The sequence below is a fragment of the Arthrobacter sp. NPDC089319 genome (genome assembly GCF_040684925.1).
GTDB lineage: Bacteria > Actinomycetota > Actinomycetes > Actinomycetales > Micrococcaceae > Crystallibacter.
The window spans coordinates 287,593-307,509 of sequence record NZ_JBFBGZ010000001.1 but is presented as its reverse complement, the minus strand read 5'-3'; the positions used below and the strand labels follow the sequence as shown (position 1 = coordinate 307,509).

The window sequence follows — 19,917 nt, the reverse complement described above, 5'->3', positions numbered from 1 at the left end:
GATAGCCTCGGGGAGCCGGCGGGCCGCAACCGTCCGCCCCGCGTGCGACGATTAATCCATGCTGTCCACTGCCTCTGCGTCCGGTGCCACCGGGCTCACCAGCGAGGTGGAGTTCCCGGAGCCCTACGACCTGCCCGGGACGTTGTCCATCCTGTCCCGCGGCAAGCAGGATCCCACCGCCCGGATTGACGACGCCGGTGCCTGGCTGGCGCTGAACACCTCCTCCGGCGGGGCGACCCTGCGGATCACCCGCCGGCCGCGGCGGGGAAACGAGACCCGCAGCGGGAACGCCGTCGGCCGGGGCAACGACTTCAGCGGGGCACGCGAAGCCACAGTCGAAGCCCAAGGCGCGGCCGAGGCAGGGAGCCGGGGCACCGCCGTCGTTCTGGGACAGGCTTGGGGGCCGGGCGCGGAGGAGGCACTGGCCGGGCTGCCGGCCCTGTTGGGTGCCGACGATGACTGGTCCGGCTTTGACGAACCGGCGTTCCACGCGGGCCTGCCGCGGCTGGTGAGCATACCGCGGCGTCGGCATCCCGGGCTGCGGCTGCCGGCTACCGGGCGGATGATCGATGAACTGGTACCGGTGATCCTGGAGCAGAAGATCACCACCATCGAGGCGCGCTACTCGTACAAATACCTGATCCGGCGGCACGGGACGCCCGCGCCCGGACCGGCACCGGACGGGCTCATGGTCCCGCCGACCGCCCACGGGTGGCGGCGCATTCCGTCGTGGGACTGGCACCGCGCCGGGGTGGACTCGAAGCGCTCGGCCACCATCATCCGCGCCTGTTCCTCCGCCGGCGCCTTGGAGCGCTTGGCGTCCCTGCCTGCCGGCGAGGAGCTGGCCAGCAAGCTGTGCACCATTCCGGGGATCGGCCCGTGGACGGCGGCGGAAACCGCGCAGCGCACGCACGGCGACCCGGACTCCGTGTCCGTGGGCGACTTCCATTTGGCGGCGTTTGTGGGCTACGCCCTTACTGGGCGCAAGACGGACGACGCCGGCATGCTCGAGCTCCTCGAACCGTGGCGGGGCCACCGGCAACGGGTGGTGCGGATGCTGGTGCTCAGCGGTTTCCGCAAGCCGACGTTCGGCCCGCGGCTGTCACCCCAGGACCACCGCCGGCACTGAACCTCCGGGTTACGCCCCGGACAAGCTGGCACAAAGGCACCGAGCGAGTGGACCTTAACGCACCGAGGGAGCAGGGCAGCTGCCCTGCTCCCTCGGGAGGCTCGTGACCGGTGTGACTACTCGGTTGCCGTGCCGTCCTGAGCGGACTGTTGCTGCGCGGCGACCTGAGCGTGGACTTCCTGCATGTCCAGTCCCTTGACCGCGTCCACCAACTGGGTGAACTGGCTGGAGTTCAGTGCGCCGGGCTGGGAGAACACCAGCACCTTTTCGCGAAACGCCATCAGAGTCGGGATCGAGGTGATTCCGGCGGCTGCCGCGAGGCTCTGCTCGGCTTCGGTGTCCACCTTCGCGAAGACGATGTCGCCGTGTTGCTCGGAAGCGGCGTCGTAGACGGGGGCGAATTGCTTGCAGGGGCCGCACCAGTCGGCCCAGAAGTCAACGAAGACAATGTCGTTCTCTTCAATGGTCTGCGGGAACTGGGCCTCGGTGATATCGATGGTTGCCATACCCCCCACGCTACGCGCCGGGCTTCCGGCTGTCGCCCCGTGTTCGCTCTGCGCATGAGCCTCCGGCGTGGCGCGGAGGCCCGCTGGGCTCGGCGGCGGCGGTGGGCCACGGCTGCCGCCGGGCATGACGTCGGGCATGGCGGCCCGCCGGGGATGGAGGGCTCCCCTCCCTTTATCCACAACCTGCGTTCGTGCCTTCCGACGAATGGGCCCGGCTACCTAAGGTCGATTCCACCAGACACCGCTACCGGAGGGAACGCCATGAACCGCTGCACCGTCCTGATTGTCACCGAAGGACTGGAACTCGACGCCGCCATCTCCCAGAGCATCGGTTTGATGGACGAGCTGAACGACAAGCTCCCGTTCGCCAATGATCCGTCGACGAACGAACTGTATGCCGTGGGCGATGGCGCCTCACTCAAGGACAGGATCGGCCTGCCCCACGGCAAGCCCGGCGCCGGCCCGGCGGCCACGTACGTGGGCGACCTGCACTACATCTGGAGCGACGGAAAGTGGTACACGCCGGCCGACTGCCCACCGGCTCCGGCCGACCATAACGACGCAACCGGCTGGCAATGGTTGTACTACAACGTCATGCACAACTCCGGGCCCAGCACGTACTGCTTCCTCTGGGACATCCATCCGCTGCCGCTGTCAGAGGCAGCGTGAGCTCGGGGTGGATGCGCCCCCGCCGCGCCGACGTGGGCAGCGGCTCAGTAGAACGGCTGGTGGCGGCGGCGCACGTAGAGTCCGCGGGCGATCTTCTCCCCCGCAGCCGACCAGAGCTTGTACTTAAGCGGGGAGATCACCTGGTCATAGCAGCCTACAAAGTCGGTGATGGTCTTGGTGAAGCTGGTCTTGAACAGCCCCAGGCCGTAGTACTCATGCTCGGGGTTCTTAAGTTCGGACGCCGGCGGAGTTCCGCACAGGTCGTAACTGGTGATGCCCAGCTCCTTGAGTTGGTTCATCGCGGTCCACTGGATCAGGTGTGAATCGCCGTACTGCTTGCGCCGCGGCAGCGATCCGCCGTCCTTGTAGGTGCCCTTGCGCCCGTAATTGACCACAAACGCGCCCACCGACGGCTTGCCGTCTTCGTAGGTGAACAGCAGCCTGCCCTGACCGGCGGCAATGAAGTTGCCCCAGAACGCCTTGAAGTAGTCGAAGGAGCGGACCTGCACGTTTTTCTGGCCCTGCTGCACCTGCCCCATCAGGTTGAACATGGCCCGGAAGTTCTCCTCCGTCGGCTCCGCCGTGACAACTTCGGCGCCTTCGCGGATCGCGCGGCGCACGGCGTTGCGGCCGCGGGAAGAGAAGCTCTTGAGCACCACCTCCGGATCCGGGGCAATGTCCACGATGGCGGTGTGATCGTTCGGCTGCAGGTCCGGCATCTTGACCAGGTTTTCGCGTGCCAGCAGGGCTCGCGTGTCATCCGTTGCCTCGACGTCGGGTTCGATCCGGATCGCGAAGACGCCGCGCGCCTGCTCTTGGCAGAAGCGCCGGTTCGCTTCGAAAATACCGGGCAGGTCATCGGGGGACGCAACGTCCGGGCCCTTGATCATGTACCAGTACTTGCCCAGCAGCGGAACCTGCTTTTCCAGCACCAGGTTGAAGCTGGTGTAGTCGGCGGTTTCATACGCGAGGTACAGCGGCTTCCACCCGTGCTCCGCTTTCACCGCGGCGTAGGCCTTGGCCTGCAGCATGTTGCCGCCGTTGGGGTTCGCCGTGACATGGCTGTCCCAGGCCTCGATTTCCTCCGGCGTTGCGAAGCGGGCGGTGAATTGTCGCAAGAGAACTCCTCGTTCTGGCGGCCAGTCGCCGCCGGTAACATCCGCGGTCAAGTCTATCGACGCCGGTCCCGGGGCCGTTGTCGCAGGGAGAACCAGCGGCGGCCGGTGAAACCGGCTAGTACGGAAAAACCCCGTCCGACCAGTAAGTCACTTGGTCAGACGGGGTTTCCCGTTCGGTGGCAGATGAGGGATTCGAACCCCCGTAGGCAATGCCAGCTGATTTACAGTCAGCCCCCTTTGGCCGCTCGGGTAATCTGCCGAACGCCTTCTTCAGTAGAAGACCGCTTCCCCGTGAGGAAGCAAGACAACTTTACACAAAGATCGGCCCAAGAATCGAATCGGCGTCCTCGGCCGCTACAAACCGCGCAGAATCCGCTCCTGGATCTGGTTCACAAAGCGGTCGGCCTGGTCCGCGGTGACCATCTTCAACTGCACCGCCTGGTCCATTTCCTGCCGGATGCCGTCCAACCGGGCCGCCGACTCGACGCCGAGGAGTTTGCCTGCATCGGCGGACGCATCGCCCGCGCTGAAGCGGTCGCCGCCCGGGCCATCGATGCCTCTCGTGTTGTCCGTCAGTCCTTGCCCCGGGTACCGCTCCAAGTCCTCTAAATCCCGCGGGAGCAAGGGAACAGCCCCGACGGCCCTGACCGGGGGCTGAACCGATGAGAGGGTGGCGGTGGCCGCCGTGGCCGGCGCGGAGCCCATCACAACCACCGTGGCGACGGCGGTGGCCGTCAGGAACGAACCCGCGGCAACTCTGATCGACGTGACTATGTACCGCGGGCGGGCTCCCATGTGCGCTTCTCCTGAGGATCGGTGATGGATACAACACAGTGATTCTGGCGGATCCGGATGAAGGAACGATGGACGAAAGCTGCGTGGAAGCTGGGAAATCTGCGCCGCCGCTACCCGATTCAGTAGGCTGGTGCCAAGCACAAACGCCCCGACCCAGGAGGAACCATGGCCAGCGAGTCTTCGTTCGACATTGTCAGCAAGGTGGACAAGCAGGAAGTTGCCAACGCTTTGAACCAGGCGCAGAAGGAAATTGCGCAGCGCTATGACTTCAAGGGAGTCGGCGCCGAAGTCGACTTCAGCGGCGAGAAGATCCTGATGAAGGCTAACTCCGAGGAGCGGGTGAAGGCCGTCTTGGACGTGCTGCAGTCCAAGCTGGTCAAGCGCGGCATCTCCTTGAAGTCCCTGGATGCCGGCGAGCCGTTCGCCTCGGGTAAGGAGTACCGAATCGAGGCCGGCATTAAGGAAGGCATCGCCCAGGACCAGGCCAAGAAGATCTCGAAGATCATCCGCGAAGAGGGCCCCAAGGCCGTGAAGGCCCAGATCCAGGGCGACGAACTGCGCGTCACGTCCAAGTCCCGCGACGATCTGCAGGAAGTCATTTCCCTACTCAAGGGCTCTGACCTGGAAGTCGACCTCCAGTTCATCAACTACCGCTGATTTATGTACGACGACGGTCGCGCACCTCAGGTTCGCGGCCGTCGTCGTACTTTGGCTGGGTCTTCTGCCGCTGCTACTGTGCGGCCCTGACGGCCCGCGGGCCGCGCGGCCAACTGTACGAGCCACTGCGCCGCCGCTCTCCCCTGATCCACGACAACGTCATCCGGCAGACCTGCTCCTTGACCAGTGCCCCCACCCGCCTGCTCAAGGCAAAACGACGCGGGGCATCGTCCGCCTGCACCGGTTGGACCAGCCCGGACCTGCGGCCCAGGCTGATGCAGCGCAGCATGAACCCGGCCGACAACTCCTGAGGACTCCGCTGCTGGATCCGGGCGACGACGTTGTCGGCGGCATGGGCACCCATGGGCATGGCGATCGCACAGCTCATCCGCAGGTGCGAGGCAACCGTGTCAGGGGCGTGGACGGCGTCGCCGGCGCCGAAGATTTCCGGGAACTCGGGGCAGGCCAGGGTTGAATCAACGAGCAGCCTGCCCTCGGCATCGGTAGCCAGCCCACTGGCCCGGGCGAGGCCGGGAGCGGTGAAGCCGGCCGCCCAGACGGTGCAGTCGGAGGCCAGGGAGGTGCCGTCCGACAGCGTGATGTGCTGTCCGTCCGACCGGTCCACGCGCTCCCCCTCCATGACCTGCACCCCGAGGCATTGGAGTTGGGCGAGCAAGGCGCGGCGGCCGCCGTCGGAAAGGTCCTCCCCCACCGGACCGCGCGAGACCAGCCGCACCGTCAGCCGCGGCTTCGCCTCGGCAATTTCAGCCGCTGCCTCAATGCCGGTCAGGCCACCGCCGATTACGCTGACGACGGCGCCCGGCGCCAACTCCTCCAACGCCGGGCGAAGACGCTTGGCAGACTCGGCGTCCTGCAGTGCGTAGCCGACGGATCCCGAGGGTGCGGGCTGGCTGGCGCTGCCGGGAGCGTAGACCAGGAAGTCATAGGGCAGCGGGGCGCGGCCGTCGTCGAACTGGACGGTGTGTGCGCGCGGATCGATCCGCGAGGCCTGGCCGACCACCAGCGTGGCGGCCGGGTGCAGCACCGATTCCATCGGAACGGAGGCTGACTCCCGGCTACCCGCCGCCACCTGGTGCAACCGGATCCGCTCCACGAAATCCGCCGCCGGGTTGATCACGGTCACGCCGATCTGGCCTGCCAGTTCCTTGCAGCCGGCCAGCCGGTTCGCGGCCATGACTCCGGCATAACCTGCCCCAATAACGACGATCCGTTGACGTGTAGTCACCGCGAGCTCCCTTGTTTAGTGGTTACAACATAGGACACCGCGGAGTGCTGAACTGTGACATATGGGCGGAAACGGGCCACAGCCGCCGGCGAGGCCCCTCAGCCCGCAGGCCAGGCTCCTCAGCCGAGGAAGGCCCGGGCAGCGAAGGGCGCGTCGTCAGTCCCGGGAATCAGTGGGGATGCGGGCCGGATTGATCGGATCGGCGGTGGGACCGTCGGCGAGCGGGGCGGCCAGTTCGGGCCCGCCCACGGCTTGGCCCATCCAGGTGAGCGCCTCCCAGCCGTCCGTGCCGCCGTCGAGGACCACCACCCCGGTGTTGCTCAACTGATTCTGTGCCACGAACGGGATCGAAAGGTTCGAGGCCCGCGCGCCGGCCCAGCTGCGGATCATGGCTCCGTGGCTGACCACGGCCAGGGTGCCGATGCCGGCGGCGCGGGCCTCGTCGATGACGGCATCGAAGCGGCCGAATGTTTCGTGCCCGTCCGGGCCGCCGGGCATCCGCCGGTCCAGGTCGCCCGATGCCCAGGCGAAGACCGTGGTCATGTAGGCAATGATGGCGTCGCGGTCGCCTCGCATTTCCAGCTCGCCTGCCGAGATTTCGCGCAGCCCGTCGCGGACATCCGTCTCGAGCTTGCGGGCGGCGGCCAGCGGGGAGGCGGTGAGCTGGGTGCGGACGAGCGTGGAGACCAGGAGCGCGTCGATCGGTTCGCCGTCGAGCGCCGTCGGCAGGGCACGGGCCTGCTCCTCGCCCAACTGGGTCAGTTCGGCACCGGGCGCACCAGTATCCAGCAGCCCGCGGACGTTGGAGGGTGTCTGCCCGTGCCGGATCAGCAGCAGTCGCATGTGGGCCTCAGTAGCCCAGCGGCCGTCCGGCCATCCGTTCCAGCCGCGCCACGCGGTCGTCCATCGGCGGGTGGGTGCTGAACATCTTCTTGACGCCGCCGCCCTTGAACGGGTTGGCAATCATCAGGTGGCTGGTGTTGACCAGCTTCTGGTCCTGCGGCAGCGGTGCCTGCTGTGTGCCGTACTGCAGCTTGCGCAGCGCGGAAGCGAGCGCCAGCGGGTCGTCGGTCAGGGTGGCGCCGTCCTCGTCCGCGTCGTATTCGCGGGTGCGGCTGACTGCCATCTGGATCAGCATGGCCGCGATCGGGGCCAGCAGGGACATGGCGATCAGGGCGAGCGGGTTGGCGTTGCGGTCGCGGCCGCCGAAGAACAGCAGGAACTGGGCCACCGAGGTGATGACACCCGCCACGGCCGCGGCGACGGAGGAGGTCAGGATGTCCCGGTTGTAAACGTGCATCAGTTCATGGCCCAGCACGCCGCGCAGTTCGCGCTCGTCCAGCAGGCGCAGGATGCCCTCGGTGCAGCAGACCGCCGAGTTCTTCGGGTTGCGCCCGGTGGCGAACGCGTTCGGAGCCATGGTCGGGGAAACGTAGAGCCGGGGCATCGGCTGGTTGGCCCGCGTGGATAGTTCGCGGACGATTCGGTACATTCCGGGCTGATCCGCTTCGGTGACCGGGTAGGCCTGCATGCTGCGGATGGCCAGCTTGTCGCTGTTCCAGTAACTGTAGGCCGTGGTGGCCACGCCGATCAGGGCCATGATCCAGATCCAGTTGGCGCTGCCGGTCCCGCTGGCCAACAGCGCGCCGATCGCCAGCAGCAGGGCGAAGAGACCGCCCAGCAATCCTGCCGTTTTCAGTCCGTTGAAGTGGTTGTGCACAGCCTGTAAGTCCTCTCCCGCGCCGATGCGGCCCTCTGCCGCTGCGGGCGCAGCATGTCCGGTTTCAGTGTATCTACCGCACACTTAGTCCAACGCCGGATTCCGGCGGCAGGTTCCCAGCGTCCCGGCGGCAGCTATGGCTCCGGGTGCCTATCGTCGTAGCGGGCGAATCTGGGCTGCAACCGGTGCAGCAGCCCGACCAGACAGACGCAGGCGATACCGCCGGCCACGGCTGCGAAACCCTCGCCCAGCCATTCGCCGCCTCCGCCGGCGACGGCATCGCCCAGCCGCGGGCCGCCGGCCACCACCACAATAAAGATGCCCTGCAGCCGCCCGCGCATGGCGTCGGGCGTGGCCGCTTGCAGGATGGTGTTGCGGAAGACGCCGCTGACCGTGTCCGCGCCACCGGCAACGGCAAGGCAGAGGGCCGCGGGCAGCAGCCACTCACTGACATCGCCGGCAGCCGCGGCGTCGGCACGGCCCGCTATCACGACGACGGCGCCGAACCCGGCAACCGCGATCCCCCAGACCACCACGCACCACAGCACCGCGAGCCCTTGCCTCCGGACGCCTCCCAACGGCCCGGAGAACACCGCCGCGAAGAACGAACCGGCTGCCACCGCGGCCAGCAGGATGCCCGCGGTCGCCTCGCCGCCGCCGATGATTACCGCTCCGATGGCCGGCATCAGCGCACGCGGCTGGGCCAGCACCATCGCAGCCATGTCCACCAGGAACGTCATCCGGATGTTCGGACGGGTACGCAGGAACTGCAGTCCTTCCACCACTGATTGCAGGCCGGCCTTGCGTACGTCCCCCTCGGGCGGGATCGGCGGCAGCTTGAGCACCGCCCAAATGGCCGCCGTGAATGTCAGAACGTCCAACGTATAGGTCCAGCCGAAGCCCACATTGGCCACCAGCACGCCCGCGGCCAGCGGCCCGATGGTCATGCCCAGACCGAACGTCATCATGGTCAGCGCATTGGCGGCCGGCAACATCTCCCGCCGCACCAGCCGCGGCACAATCGCACTGCGAGCCGGCTGGTTGATCCCGGCCGCCGCCGAGTGCACCGCAATCACCAGATACAACAACCACACCTGTTCCAGCTGGAACCACGCCTGCAGGGCAAACACCGCGGTGCAGGCCCAGAGCACCAGACCGGAATAGAGCGCTACCTTCCGGCGGTCGTGGGCGTCCACCACCGAGCCGCCGTAGAGCCCGGCCAGCACCAGCGGAATCAAGCCAACGACGCCGACCGCGCCGACCGCCCACGTCGATCCGGTGAGCTGGTAAACCTCCAGACTCACTGCCACCGCGGTCAACTGTGCGCCGATCGCAGAGAGCGACGTGCCGATCCACAACCTGCGGAATTCCGGGCTCTCCGTCAGCGGCGCCGTGTCGGCAAACAGTTTGGGCATGGCGGAAATTCTAGTTGCCCGCGGCACCTTTCCTCGGCTGGCGGGGCGCAGGCGCGGAGCGTGGCGTCCCAAACGCCACGGCGGGTCGATGTGCCGGTCGCTTGCGGCCAGGCCCTGCCGATAGACCAGGGGCGAGCACCGCCGTCGTGCTTGTTCGACACCTCCGGTTCACCGACTATTCTGGACTCGTTCCAGAACATATTCTGGACTGAGTCCAGAAAAGCTGCCAGAATGGCTGTCATGGTCGATATGAGGGAACCCGAGGACATGTTGCGCGAGGCTTCGCTGCGCGTCACCCGTCCGCGGACCGCGGTGCTGGAAGCAGTCCGCGCGCACCCGCATGCCGACGCCGATGCCATCACCGGCATGGTGCGGGACGAGCTGGGCGGGGTTTCGAAGCAGGCCGTGTACGACGTGCTTGCCGCGTTGACCGATGCCCGGTTGCTGCGCCGGATCGAGCCGTCAGGCTCCCCGGCGCGCTACGAGGCCCGGGTTGGCGACAACCACCACCACGTGGTGTGCCGGCGGTGCGGCGACATTGCCGACATCGACTGCACCGTAGGCGAGGCACCGTGCCTCACGGTGGGCGATAACCACGGCTTCTCGATTGACGAAGCCGAGGTAACGTTCTGGGGCATATGTCCCGCCTGCAGTGCCACGAAAGACCTTCAATTGGAAGATCCGACAAGGAGCGATACATAAATGGCTGATAACACCAAGCCGTTGACAACCGTTGCGGGCGCGCCCGTAGCGGACAACCAGGACAGCCTGACCGCTGGTCCCCGCGGCCCGATGCTGCTGCAGGACGTCTGGTTCCTGGAGAAGATGGCGCACTTCGACCGCGAGGTCATCCCCGAGCGCCGCATGCACGCCAAGGGCTCCGGTGCGTTCGGCACCTTCACGGTGACCAACGACATCACCAAGTACACCAAGGCCAAGATCTTCTCCGAGGTCGGCAAGAAGACCGAGCTGTTCGCCCGTTTCTCCACCGTTGCCGGCGAGCGCGGCGCAGCCGACGCCGAGCGTGACATCCGCGGCTTCTCGGTGAAGTTCTACACCGAAGAGGGCAACTGGGACCTGGTGGGCAACAACACCCCGGTGTTCTTCTTCCGCGACCCGCTGAAGTTCCCCGACCTCAACCACGCGGTGAAGCGTGATCCCCGCACCAACCTGCGCAGCGCCGAGAACAACTGGGACTTCTGGACCAACCTGCCGGAGGCCCTGCACCAGGTCACCATCGTCATGTCCGACCGCGGCATCCCGGCGTCCTACCGCCACATGCACGGCTTCGGCTCGCACACCTACAGCTTCATCAACGACGCCGGCGAGCGTTTCTGGGTGAAGTTCCACCACCGCACGCAGCAGGGCATCAAGAACCTCACCGATGCCGACGCCGCTGCTCTGGTCGGCGAAGACCGCGAGTCGCACCAGCGCGACCTGCTCGACTCGATCGACAAGGGCGACTTCCCGAAGTGGAAGCTCATGGTCCAGATCATGCCCGAGGCCGATGCTGAGACCTACAAGTACCACCCGTTCGACCTGACCAAGGTCTGGTCCAAGAAGGACTACCCGCTGATCGAGGTTGGCGAGTGGGAGCTGAACCGTAATCCGGAGAACTACTTCGCCGACGTGGAGCAGGCTGCCTTCACCCCGGCCAACGTGGTGCCGGGCATCAGCTTCTCCCCGGACCGCATGCTGCAGGGCCGCCTGTTCTCCTACGGTGATGCGCAGCGCTACCGTCTGGGTGTCAACCACCACCAGATCCCGGTGAACTACCCGCGCGGCGCCGGCCTGGTCAACTCCTTCCACCGTGACGGCTCCATGCGCGTGGACGGCAACCAGGGCGCAACCCCGGGCATCGAGCCGAACGGCTACGGACGCTGGCAGGAACAGCCGGCGTACCGCGACCCGGCCCAGGCCGTGGGCGCCGTGGCCGACCGGTTCAACTTCCGCGAGGACGACGACAACTACTTCGAGCAGCCCGGCATCCTCTTCCGCGAGAAGATGACCGCCGAGCAGCGCCAGGTGCTGTTCGAGAACACCGCCCGCGCCATCGACGGGGCTTCCGAAGCCACCATCGAACGCCACATCGCCAACTGCACCAAGGCCGACCCGGCCTACGGCGAAGGCGTGCGCAAGGCCATCGAGGCCCTGCAGGCCGGCAAGATCTCCGCGGTGGATGTGAACACCGACTCGGCGTAATCCCCTCGCCTGACGGCATAAAACTGCCCGGGACCAGCCATTGCGGCCGGACCCGGGCAGTTTTTTCGTTGTTAGGATCGATGCCTACTTCTCCAGCAGGTGCTCGCGGCCGAACATCTTGGCCGCATCGCGCGCGGACGGCGTGCCGGCATCCACGTCCGCGCCGGCCGCCAGCAGCTTGGCCACGACCGCGTCCTCACCCTTGAATAGGGCACCGGCAATCGGGGACTGGTCGCGGACGTTGCGGATGTCCGGGTTGGCGCCCCGGGCCAGCAGCATATCCAGGGTCTCTTCCTGCCCATGGTAGGAGGCCAGCATCAACAGGGTGTTGCGGTCCGGGTCCAGCGCATCCACGGGCAGGCCGTGGTCGAGGAACTCAGCCAGCTCGCCGGTTTTGCCCTCGCGGGCCAAATCCATGGCGATGCCAACAATCCGTTGGGTCTGTTCTTCACTGAGCGGCTTTTCGTTGGTCACTCCCCCAGACTATGCGAGCCTGTACCAAACCACGACGGCGGAGCCCGGCTTCTGCCGCTGCGGCACCTTTTGAGGTGGGCGGCGCGCCAGTTCACTTGTCGCGGGCGTCAGGGGGCTGCCTGCAGGAGGCGCTCCAACAACAAGTGGAACGCTGCCGTGGTCCCCTCCGGCGGCTGGGCAGCTGCGACCTGTCCGAACCACAAGCCGCACAGTCCGGCGGCGAAGAGCGTTCCCTCGGCTGCCGATGTCTGCTCGTCTGCCCCGCGTGCGCTGAGCCAGCCTGCAGCGGCTTCGCGCCACATGGAAAAACCCGCCGCCCGGAGTGCGGATCCGTCCGGCGCGGACTGTGCGGCGGCCGCCCGCTGGATGGCCGCCTCAAATCCCAGCCGCTGGAGCACGCGGCTCTGCGGAGTCTGTGAACATTCCCAGACCAGCAGCAACTGCCGGCGCAGTGCAGGGGCGTCCAGGCCCGCCAACTGCTCCGGCGACGGCGCCGAGAGCTGCTCCTGGACCCGGTGCACAATCTCCTCGAGCAGCTGTTCGCGGTGCCCGAAATGGTAGACCAGCATGTAGCTGCTGATGCCCAGGGCTTCGGCCAGCGGGCGGAAGGACAGCTCGGCCAGATTCTTGTCCTGCAGGTAGTCCAGGATGTCTTCGAGCAGCTGGGGCTTGCGCTGCGGGTTCTGCGGTCTGGCCATGCGGTGCGCTTCCTCCTGCTGCTCGGACCTGTGCTGGTACGACGCCGATCGGTTCGCTCCGCGAGCGGTCGTATCCGGCCGGGTCTCAGCTTAGCCGCTGGGTTTGTGTGCGCGCCGGAACGCGCGAATCACAGGCTCTTCCGCGACTTGCCGGAACACCTCGCGCATTTACGGCCCGCGGCTCCCATACTTGGTGAAAGGGCCGACCCAGGGGAATCGGACCGGCCGGCCGCCGGCAGTGAAGCAAGCAAGGAAGCGGGCAACAAGGCGATGGTGGTCCCAGCACAGTCTCGATTGCAGCGGTTCGGAGGGCGGTTCCGGGCCTTACTCAACCGCCAGGCCGCGGAAATTCAATCCGGGACGGAACTTCCGCCCGCGGATCCGTATCAAACGCTGCTCAACAGCCTGCGTTCCACCTACCCCGGTGCGCGCCTCAGTCTAGCCGGCAACGGCAAGGTCCGGGTGGAACTGCCCGGCGGAGACGTGCTGCGCTTCTACGTCAAGGGTTAGGACTCCGCCACCGGCAGGCCGTTCGGGTCTCTACTCGGCGCTGGCGCGCCTCCATCGACCACCGCACTCGGCGCTGGCGCCCCCATCGACCACCGACGGCCCGGCCAGCTTGTCTCAGCGGTGCGAGATGTTGATCATGTCTTCGCGCGCAACTACCTTGACGCGCTCGCGCTCGACGGCGGGAGCACCGCCGTCGTTGTTGTTGTCCGCGACGAAGGAAGCGCCAAGCTCCCGCTCATGGGCGTCCAGCTTCAGCCAGCCTTCCCAGGTCGTGTACGCAACGCCGCGCTCTTCGAGCAGCTTGATGATGGCGTCCTCGTCAGGTTCTTCGGCGGCCGGCAGGTCCAGTCGGTCCTCGAGCAGGAAGCCGATGGTCTCCAGCGCATCGCCCTTGGTGTGACCGATCAGGCCGACGGGGCCGCGCTTGATCCAGCCCGTGGCGTAGATGCCGGGGACGGGGCTTCCGCCCTCGTCGATCACGCGCCCGCCCTCGTTGGGGATCACGCCGCGGCGGGCATCGAAGCCGACCTCGGGCAGTTCGGAGCCGAAGTAGCCGATGGCCCGGTAGACGGCCTGGACCGGGTACTCGACGATTTCGCCGGTGCCGCGGACATTGCCGGTGCCGTCCAGTTCGTTGCGCTCGAACTTGATCGCGGCAACATGGCCGGCGCCGTCCCCGGTGCCCTCGACGATTTCCAGCGGCGTGTGCAGGAAGTGCAGGTGCAGCCGACGCGAGGCACCGGTGTCCTGTTCCTCCACCAGCCAGTTGGTGAGCGTGTTGACCATGGTCTTGGTCTGGTTGTTGGTGCGGATGGCCTCGTCGGATCCCTCGTCGAAGTCGAAGTCCTCCGGGTAGAGCACAATGTCCACGTCGCGGGAATGCGAGAGTTCGCGCAGTTCCAGCGGCGTGAACTTCACCTGGGCGGGGCCACGCCGGCCGAAGATATGCACGTCGGTGACCGGCGAGCTCTTCAGCCCGCGGTAGACGTTATCCGGGATCTCGGTGCTGAGCAGGTCCTCGGCGTGCTTGGACAGGATGCGGGCCACGTCCAGTGCCACGTTGCCGTTGCCGATGACCGCGATCTCCTTGGCGTCCAGCGGCCACTCCCGCGGCACATCCGGGTGGCCGTCGTACCATGAGACGAACTCGGCGGCACCGTAGGACCCGTCCAGCTCAACCCCCGGGATGTCCAGGGCCGCATCCTTGATGGCGCCGGTGGCGAAGATGACGGCGTCGTAAAAGTGCCGGAAGTCGCTCAGGGTCAGATCCTGGCCGTAGTCGACGTTGCCCAAGAAGCGGATGTCGCCGCGGTCCAGCACCTTGTGCAGCGCGTTGACGATGCCCTTGATCCGGGGGTGGTCCGGCGCCACGCCGTAGCGGATCAGGCCGTACGGAGCGGGATAGCGGTCGAAGAGGTCGATGCTGACCTCGAAGTCCCGCTCAGCCTTGGTGAGGATGTCAGCGGCGTAGACGCCGGCTGGTCCGGCGCCGATGATAGCCACCCTGAGGGGACGCTGGGTGATGGCCTCGGCAGAGTTAGACACGGGCAGTCCTTCTTCTTGTGGAATCCTCCTGCGCAATAAGCGCACAGTTTCCTATTCTAAATGCCCGCGGGTTTGCCGCCTAACAGTGTGCCGGGCGTCTCACCGGTCAGCGCATCCGGAGCAGAGCTTCCTAGCTGCCCGCTCCCGGCAGGCCGGCCAGCCGGTTCTGCACGAACTGCAGATCCTGAACGTCGTCCTCGGCAGCAATGGTCCGGTAGACGCCGGCATCGGCCTTATCGAGCTGCAGGCCCTCGGCGAAGTCTGCGTTGTGACCGGTGTAGGAGAGCCGGAAGATGCGCCGGCTGCCATCCATCGCGGTATCGAGGACCCGGAAAGGAAGCCCGTTGAAGGTGCAGGAGACGTTCAGTTCGTAGAGGTCGGTGATGTCCGACAGCGGAACTTTCGCCCGCCAGACCCCGCGCGGGGTCTCCTCGAAACCGGAAACTTCCGCCGGCGGCTCACCGGGCGATGAGAGCACCACGGTGTTGCCGTCATCGACCACGTCGGCAACGAATTCTGCCCCCCGCCATTCGGCACGCCAGCCCAGCAACGACGACGGCGGTACCGGCTTCGGCTCCATCTTCACTGCAGCGGCGACCACCGCCCAGCCCCGGGCTACATCGACATAGACCGCGAGCAGATCCTCCGACCCGTTCCGGCCGATGCGCCAGAGTTCCGCTCCGGCCGGCAGCCGCACTTCATCGAGATAGAACAACGGCGCCCGCCCACCGTCCCAGGAAGTGAATCCGGTTCCGGTAAACGGCTCACGGTCCACAAACTCCGGCGCAAGCGCGTCGTGCAGGTAGTTACCAACCGGGGACTGGAATCGGATCACATCGATGGTTTCCGAATCCCGCTGCCACGGAGACCCTGAAAACCCCAAACCGTGGGCGTCGAACAACAGGTCCGGGGTCCGTGCGTCCAGGACGTCAGCCGCCCGCAACACGTAGCCGGCGACCGTGTCCGCGGAGTTAGCCAGATAGCTATGGCCCAGGGCCGGGCTTACAGCTTTCTGCAGGATTATCCCGTTCATGCTTTTCGCTCCACTCTTGATCACGCTGTGTGCGCCCGCTCGGTGCGTTCGATGTTCAGGTCCTGCAGGGCATGTGGCTCGACCCAGCCGAACACGAAGGCATTCTCATAGCGTTCGAACCCAAACTGATCCATGTACCGCTGCATCGTTGCAAAGGCCATCTGCCCCAAAGTATGCACGGCGAGGCGTCCCTCGTCGTTCTCAGCCAAAAGCTCAACGGAGGCGCTATCCAGCTTCGCCGTCGCCCGCACGGTATGGACTTCGGAGACGGCGGCCGCATCGACATCCTTGTAGTAACGGACTGGTGTCCGGGCGAACCTGTTGGGATAATCCAAGCGCTTCCAGCCCTGCCCTGGTTGCTCTCCTCCATCCTGAACCAGAGTCAGGTTCCCGCGATCACTAGCAGAACTCCACAGCTCACATTCGTGCCCCTGCCAGGTCCCATAAGTACCAGTTAGCTTCGAGCCATCGTTACGCCACATAATCCGATCTCCCCTCCAGTCGTCCTCTAGCCCGTGGTCAGGATCTCGTGCACACCGGCGATTTCGACTTCCGGAACGCGGAAACGATAGCGCACAGGAGTCCGAGCAAACCTGTTTGGAAAGGTGTCCCGCTTCCATTCTGGCCCGGGCTGTTCTCCCCCATCCTGAATAAGGGTGTACTCGCCTTTGAACGAGACCGGAGAGCGCAGTTCCAGTTCACCATTCCGCCACGTACCGTAACAGCCAGTCAGTTTCGTTCCATCAGGCATCCACATGGCCTTGACCCTAACCTAGACTCCCCTGACACCCTGACGAAGATCGACTGGACACTCTGCATTGTGGGACAGTCATCCATCACGCTCTGTACGCTCGATGGTGATATCGACGAGGGCGTGCCGGGGAACCCATCCGAAAACAAAGGCATTCTCGTAGCGCTCAAACCCGAATTCCTCCACGAACCCGTTCATGAAGTTCGGCGCGGCCCCGCCCAAAGTCTGTACAGCGAGGCGCCCTTTGTCATCCTCCGCCAGCAGTTCGACCGACACCCGGTCCAGCTTGGCCGTGGCACGAATGGAATGTAAGTCCGACACTTCGTTCGCGTCTACGATGCGTCGGAAGTGAACCGGGGTCCGGGCAAACCGGTTCGGAAAATGATGCTCAGCCCACTCCGGCCCCGGACTGTCGCCCCCATCCTGGATCAGGACGAGCTTCCCCCTGAGCGGGCGGGTGCTGTCCAACTCGAGCTCTTCACCCCGCCAAGTGCCGTATGATCCCGAAAGCTTGGTTCCGTCACTCATCCACATTTGTTAGACCCTGGCCCATCGGTTGTTAAGCGCATCGTAGACACCCACCAGCGTTTCCTCGCCCGCGCTGTTGATGCGCCACATCTCTGCGCCGTCACGAAGATTCGTTCCACCATTGACTTTGAGTTCTGGTAGGACCGGGGTGCCGTCCACCCGGCTGCTGGTGAAGCCGTGGCCGGTGTTGGGCCAGCTGGCTGCATCCGGTTCGATTGTGTCTCCGCGGGCATTCGCTAGCTCGGCTTTGGCCCGTTCTAGATCCTGGGGCAGTTCCGGCTGATTGGTCTGGCGCGCGTGTGCCCGGTCGTAGCGGAGCTCCCCAACCCGCTCACGGTTGGACCAGTCGGGGATCCCTATGTTTTCCCAAGCCGCATCGTCTCGTGCCTGGAATCGGATGGCCACCACCTCGTCGACCTTGTCGGCCTGGTAGGCGAGCCGACGGCCAGCCGCATCATCAAGCCAGTAGTCGAGCCTAAGCCCGTTGACGATATCCCCGGAGGAGGCCAACCGTGCCGTATCTGCCGCCTGGCTGATGAAGCCGCCCACGGACCCGGGGTAGCTGTCCGTGCGGGCGAGGACCTGGGCGGCATCGTCTACCGACATGACCTTCTGGTAGAGAGTCTCCACATCGCCGGTTCCCATCGCATGGCGCAAGTCGTGGATGAGCGCCGCCTGGTTGTCGGTCAGGTCGTAGTAGTAGCGGTTAGTGAACGGGGCAAGTGCACGCTCGACGGCGCTGGCATTCTCTGGTGGTTTGGGCCAGTTGCCGTCCGGGGCACCGAATTCGCGTTCGATCAGGCCTGCCAATTGGTTGTCGATGACCTCGTTTGGCAGCTTGCCGTCTGGTCCCCGCAGGTCGTCGAGGCGGGCGAGGTCGCTCTCCGGCAGGTGCCGCTGCAGGACAGATTCTGCATCAGCCCAGTTGGCGGGCGTAGTGGAACGCGGGAGCTGGGCGATCTGGTCGGAGCGGGTCGACACCGTGTGGGTCTCGCCATCGATGATGACTTCAGTCGGCTGGCCCGACTCGTCACGGCGGACGATGACTTCGGGCTCGTGTGCCCCCTCCACGGCGGCACCCTCGCTATCGGGAGTGGTCTGCGCGTTGTCCGGCTCCCGTGCCGTCTGGGGAGCTTCGGCATCCGGAGTCTGATGCGGCGCTTCGGCGTCCGGGGCAGTCCGCGGTGCCTCGGCGTCCGGGGCAGTCCGCGGTGCCTCGGCGTCCGGAGCGGTCCGCGGAGCCTCCGCATCGGGGGCAGTCCGCGTCGCCTCGGTTTCCGGCGCGGACCCCCGTCCGGCGTTGGCTTCTGGGGTCTCGATCCGCTGGCCGTACTGCGGCGGTGCGGAGCGGTCCGGGACGGTGTAGCCGGACTGGCCGGAGGGCGGCTTGGGTCCGTCGGCGTCGAAGTTCATGGTGCTGTTGGAGTTCCGGCTGGAGGGCATCTCCGCGTCGAACCGGTGCGGCGTGGTGAAGCCGCCGCCGGCGGTAGCCACACGCGGGCCGCCCAGCGCGTTGGCGAAGTTGTCAGCGCTGGTGCGCACCGACGTCGTGAGGTTATCCAACCCGGTGCGCAGTCCGGTGGAAGCATGCCGGAGCCCGTCGGTGATGGTGTGTCCGGCGGTGCTGACGTACGGGCGGACGGTGTTGCTGACCGTCTTGAAACCGCTGGTGGTGACGTCGATGGCGGTGAACTTGAGGTTGCTGGAAAAGTCGAGGGCCCGCGTGGTGACGCCCGCCGTCTTGGTCAGGCCCGAGAAGTCCAGCACCTTGGAGGCCACGCCGCCGGCCCTGCTGACGGCCGTGACCTTGTTGGCCACGCCACCGACCTTCGCGGCAGCTCCGCCGCCGGCGGTGAGCAGGATGGCGGAGAGATCGAACGCCGTGGCGCCGGCGGCGTAGGCCGGATCGCGCTGCCAGTCGTCCCAGTGGATGGCTGCCTTGCCGACGGCGAGCAGTTCCTCGCCGGCCTTCTTGACCGTGCCCGGTCCGCCGATCTTCTCGGCCACCACCGCCGTGATCGGGCTGGAGACGATGGCAACGTTCAGGGCGATCTGGCCGATGCCCTTCCAAGTGGCCGCAAAGGTTTCCCCGTCGGTGAAGTTGACCATGTTCCACAGGCCGGTCACCGTGCCGGTTATGCCGCTCCAGACGCCTTTGCCAAAGGACACCACTCCGTCCCAGGCATCCCGGTACCAGGGCTTGTCCCACTCCGTGGGCTTGCCCCACGGGATGTGGCCTTCCCCGGTGGCGGAATCCAGCTGTTCGGCCGAGTAACCGTAGGCTTGCTGGCCGGTGCCCGGGCCATCCTGCGTGGTCTCAACCAGGGTGATGCCGCCGTACAGCGCGGTAATGGCATTGTGGCATGCGCGTTCGGCCGCCATGTGCTCTGCCGCCAGTGAATTGGCGTCCTTGAGGAGCTGGTTGTCGTCGTTGACCAGGTCCTCTTCCTTGCGCCAGTCGTCGCCTTCGCTGGCGATCCGCGAACGTATGCCGTGCCAACGGACCACCAGCGCGTCATAGCGGGCCTTGAAGGTGTCGGCCCAGTCGGCAAACGTTTCGATGGCCGATTTGATGGCGGCGGTGTCGGCCTTGATCTCCTCGGCGGTGGTCTTGACCGGTTTGACCGCAACATAGGCTTGGGGCGCTTCCGGCGACTTGTAAACCGCTTCCAGTCCGCTCCAGTCGCCCTCGATCAGCTCGACCGCGTCGACAATGCCCTCGGCCGTCTTATCCAGCGCCCTGGCGTGGGTGCGCAGAAGTTCGGCGTCGGGCCGCGGCGGGTATGCCTCGGCATACGGATCCCAGGCCGTCATGAATTCCCCTTATGTGGTGCGAGCTGTGGTGCGAGAGACGTGTAGTGGTTCGAGCGACTGTGGTGCGGGTTACCGCGCCTAGTGGGTTGGAGACTGCAGCGTCCAGC

Annotated in this window: 20 protein-coding genes and 1 tRNA gene; 6 read left to right on the top strand and 15 right to left on the bottom strand. The window is 66.1% G+C overall.

What is annotated here, in order from left to right:
• The first annotated feature begins 58 nt into the window (after positions 1 to 58).
• On the top strand, positions 59 to 1,129 hold the full coding sequence (locus AB0N75_RS01470; protein WP_364644059.1) for a 3-methyladenine DNA glycosylase: 1,071 nt from the start codon (positions 59 to 61) through the stop codon (positions 1,127 to 1,129).
• 116 nt (positions 1,130 to 1,245) lie between these two features.
• Here AB0N75_RS01470 and trxA read toward each other — a convergent pair whose 3' ends face one another.
• A complete protein-coding gene (gene trxA, locus AB0N75_RS01465) occupies positions 1,246 to 1,635 on the bottom strand; it encodes a thioredoxin (RefSeq protein WP_364644056.1) in 390 nt (129 codons plus the stop codon).
• Between the two features lie 261 nt (positions 1,636 to 1,896).
• On the opposite strand from trxA, the gene AB0N75_RS01460 reads away from it, so the two are divergent.
• Positions 1,897 to 2,304, top strand: coding sequence for a hypothetical protein (locus AB0N75_RS01460; protein WP_364644053.1), 408 nt, complete (start codon positions 1,897 to 1,899; stop codon positions 2,302 to 2,304).
• 44 nt (positions 2,305 to 2,348) lie between these two features.
• On the opposite strand, the gene AB0N75_RS01455 is transcribed toward AB0N75_RS01460, so the two are convergent.
• The 3 genes from AB0N75_RS01455 to AB0N75_RS01445 all read right to left on the bottom strand — a co-directional run bounded on the left by AB0N75_RS01455 (position 2,349) and on the right by AB0N75_RS01445 (position 4,217).
• Positions 2,349 to 3,422, bottom strand: coding sequence for a peptidoglycan bridge formation glycyltransferase FemA/FemB family protein (locus AB0N75_RS01455; protein ID WP_364644050.1), 1,074 nt, complete (start codon positions 3,420 to 3,422; stop codon positions 2,349 to 2,351).
• A 177-nt stretch (positions 3,423 to 3,599) separates the two neighbouring features.
• Positions 3,600 to 3,681, bottom strand: a tRNA-Tyr gene (locus AB0N75_RS01450).
• A 95-nt stretch (positions 3,682 to 3,776) separates the two neighbouring features.
• Complete coding sequence (locus AB0N75_RS01445; RefSeq protein WP_364644047.1) at positions 3,777 to 4,217, bottom strand: hypothetical protein; 441 nt, start codon at positions 4,215 to 4,217, stop codon at positions 3,777 to 3,779.
• Between the two features lie 165 nt (positions 4,218 to 4,382).
• On the opposite strand from AB0N75_RS01445, the gene AB0N75_RS01440 reads away from it, so the two are divergent.
• A complete protein-coding gene (locus AB0N75_RS01440; protein WP_364644045.1) occupies positions 4,383 to 4,874 on the top strand; it encodes a YajQ family cyclic di-GMP-binding protein in 492 nt (163 codons plus the stop codon).
• Between the two features lie 73 nt (positions 4,875 to 4,947).
• Here AB0N75_RS01440 and AB0N75_RS01435 read toward each other — a convergent pair whose 3' ends face one another.
• From AB0N75_RS01435 to AB0N75_RS01420, 4 genes are all read right to left on the bottom strand, one after another.
• Entirely contained in the window at positions 4,948 to 6,120 is a 1,173-nt protein-coding gene (locus AB0N75_RS01435; RefSeq protein WP_364644042.1) for an FAD-dependent oxidoreductase, read from the bottom strand.
• A gap of 156 nt (positions 6,121 to 6,276) precedes the next feature.
• Complete coding sequence (locus AB0N75_RS01430) at positions 6,277 to 6,963, bottom strand: histidine phosphatase family protein (protein WP_364644039.1); 687 nt, start codon at positions 6,961 to 6,963, stop codon at positions 6,277 to 6,279.
• A gap of 7 nt (positions 6,964 to 6,970) precedes the next feature.
• Positions 6,971 to 7,840, bottom strand: coding sequence for a zinc metalloprotease HtpX (gene htpX / locus AB0N75_RS01425; protein ID WP_364644036.1), 870 nt, complete (start codon positions 7,838 to 7,840; stop codon positions 6,971 to 6,973).
• 134 nt (positions 7,841 to 7,974) lie between these two features.
• Positions 7,975 to 9,255, bottom strand: a complete 1,281-nt coding sequence (locus AB0N75_RS01420; protein WP_364644033.1) for an MFS transporter — start codon at positions 9,253 to 9,255, stop codon at positions 7,975 to 7,977.
• 240 nt (positions 9,256 to 9,495) lie between these two features.
• On the opposite strand from AB0N75_RS01420, the gene AB0N75_RS01415 reads away from it, so the two are divergent.
• Both AB0N75_RS01415 and AB0N75_RS01410 read left to right on the top strand, forming a co-directional pair.
• Positions 9,496 to 9,957: a Fur family transcriptional regulator gene (locus tag AB0N75_RS01415; RefSeq protein ID WP_364644030.1), complete on the top strand. Its 462-nt coding sequence runs from the start codon at positions 9,496 to 9,498 to the stop codon at positions 9,955 to 9,957.
• Complete coding sequence (locus tag AB0N75_RS01410; protein WP_364644027.1) at positions 9,958 to 11,457, top strand: catalase; 1,500 nt, start codon at positions 9,958 to 9,960, stop codon at positions 11,455 to 11,457.
• A gap of 84 nt (positions 11,458 to 11,541) precedes the next feature.
• Here the strand turns inward: AB0N75_RS01410 and AB0N75_RS01405 are convergent, their stop codons facing one another.
• Entirely contained in the window at positions 11,542 to 11,931 is a 390-nt protein-coding gene (locus AB0N75_RS01405) for an ankyrin repeat domain-containing protein (RefSeq protein WP_364644024.1), read from the bottom strand.
• Positions 11,932 to 12,038: 107 nt separating this feature from the next.
• Entirely contained in the window at positions 12,039 to 12,629 is a 591-nt protein-coding gene (locus AB0N75_RS01400; RefSeq protein ID WP_364644021.1) for a TetR/AcrR family transcriptional regulator, read from the bottom strand.
• A gap of 147 nt (positions 12,630 to 12,776) precedes the next feature.
• On the opposite strand from AB0N75_RS01400, the gene AB0N75_RS01395 reads away from it, so the two are divergent.
• Complete coding sequence (locus tag AB0N75_RS01395) at positions 12,777 to 13,139, top strand: hypothetical protein (RefSeq protein WP_364644018.1); 363 nt, start codon at positions 12,777 to 12,779, stop codon at positions 13,137 to 13,139.
• Between the two features lie 114 nt (positions 13,140 to 13,253).
• Here AB0N75_RS01395 and AB0N75_RS01390 read toward each other — a convergent pair whose 3' ends face one another.
• From AB0N75_RS01390 to AB0N75_RS01370, 5 genes are all read right to left on the bottom strand, one after another.
• Entirely contained in the window at positions 13,254 to 14,684 is a 1,431-nt protein-coding gene (locus tag AB0N75_RS01390; RefSeq protein ID WP_364644015.1) for an FAD-dependent oxidoreductase, read from the bottom strand.
• A 130-nt stretch (positions 14,685 to 14,814) separates the two neighbouring features.
• The gene (locus AB0N75_RS01385) at positions 14,815 to 15,717 is read right to left on the bottom strand and encodes a hypothetical protein (RefSeq protein ID WP_364644012.1); all 903 of its coding nucleotides are present in this window, start codon (positions 15,715 to 15,717) and stop codon (positions 14,815 to 14,817) included.
• 20 nt (positions 15,718 to 15,737) lie between these two features.
• Complete coding sequence (locus AB0N75_RS01380; RefSeq protein WP_364644009.1) at positions 15,738 to 16,052, bottom strand: hypothetical protein; 315 nt, start codon at positions 16,050 to 16,052, stop codon at positions 15,738 to 15,740.
• A 494-nt stretch (positions 16,053 to 16,546) separates the two neighbouring features.
• Positions 16,547 to 16,996 carry a hypothetical protein gene (locus AB0N75_RS01375; RefSeq protein ID WP_364644006.1) on the bottom strand — a complete coding sequence of 150 codons (450 nt, stop codon included), beginning with the start codon at positions 16,994 to 16,996 and terminating at the stop codon, positions 16,547 to 16,549.
• 9 nt (positions 16,997 to 17,005) lie between these two features.
• On the bottom strand, positions 17,006 to 19,810 hold the full coding sequence (locus AB0N75_RS01370) for a hypothetical protein (RefSeq protein ID WP_364644004.1): 2,805 nt from the start codon (positions 19,808 to 19,810) through the stop codon (positions 17,006 to 17,008).
• Between the last annotated feature and the right edge of the window lie 107 nt (positions 19,811 to 19,917).

Excerpts from the sequence above, each read along its gene's own strand:
- AB0N75_RS01470 (WP_364644059.1), top strand. The coding sequence starts at position 59 with ATGCTGTCCACTGCCTCTGCGTCCGGTGCCACCGGGCTCACCAGCGAG.
- trxA (WP_364644056.1), bottom strand. The coding sequence starts at position 1,635 with ATGGCAACCATCGATATCACCGAGGCCCAGTTCCCGCAGACCATTGAA.
- AB0N75_RS01460 (WP_364644053.1), top strand. The coding sequence starts at position 1,897 with ATGAACCGCTGCACCGTCCTGATTGTCACCGAAGGACTGGAACTCGAC.
- AB0N75_RS01445 (WP_364644047.1), bottom strand. The coding sequence starts at position 4,217 with ATGGGAGCCCGCCCGCGGTACATAGTCACGTCGATCAGAGTTGCCGCG.
- AB0N75_RS01440 (WP_364644045.1), top strand. The coding sequence starts at position 4,383 with ATGGCCAGCGAGTCTTCGTTCGACATTGTCAGCAAGGTGGACAAGCAG.
- AB0N75_RS01430 (WP_364644039.1), bottom strand. The coding sequence starts at position 6,963 with ATGCGACTGCTGCTGATCCGGCACGGGCAGACACCCTCCAACGTCCGC.
- AB0N75_RS01420 (WP_364644033.1), bottom strand. The coding sequence starts at position 9,255 with ATGCCCAAACTGTTTGCCGACACGGCGCCGCTGACGGAGAGCCCGGAA.
- AB0N75_RS01415 (WP_364644030.1), top strand. The coding sequence starts at position 9,496 with ATGGTCGATATGAGGGAACCCGAGGACATGTTGCGCGAGGCTTCGCTG.
- AB0N75_RS01410 (WP_364644027.1), top strand. The coding sequence starts at position 9,958 with ATGGCTGATAACACCAAGCCGTTGACAACCGTTGCGGGCGCGCCCGTA.
- AB0N75_RS01400 (WP_364644021.1), bottom strand. The coding sequence starts at position 12,629 with ATGGCCAGACCGCAGAACCCGCAGCGCAAGCCCCAGCTGCTCGAAGAC.
- AB0N75_RS01385 (WP_364644012.1), bottom strand. The coding sequence starts at position 15,717 with ATGAACGGGATAATCCTGCAGAAAGCTGTAAGCCCGGCCCTGGGCCAT.
- AB0N75_RS01375 (WP_364644006.1), bottom strand. The coding sequence starts at position 16,996 with ATGAGTGACGGAACCAAGCTTTCGGGATCATACGGCACTTGGCGGGGT.
- AB0N75_RS01370 (WP_364644004.1), bottom strand. The coding sequence starts at position 19,810 with ATGACGGCCTGGGATCCGTATGCCGAGGCATACCCGCCGCGGCCCGAC.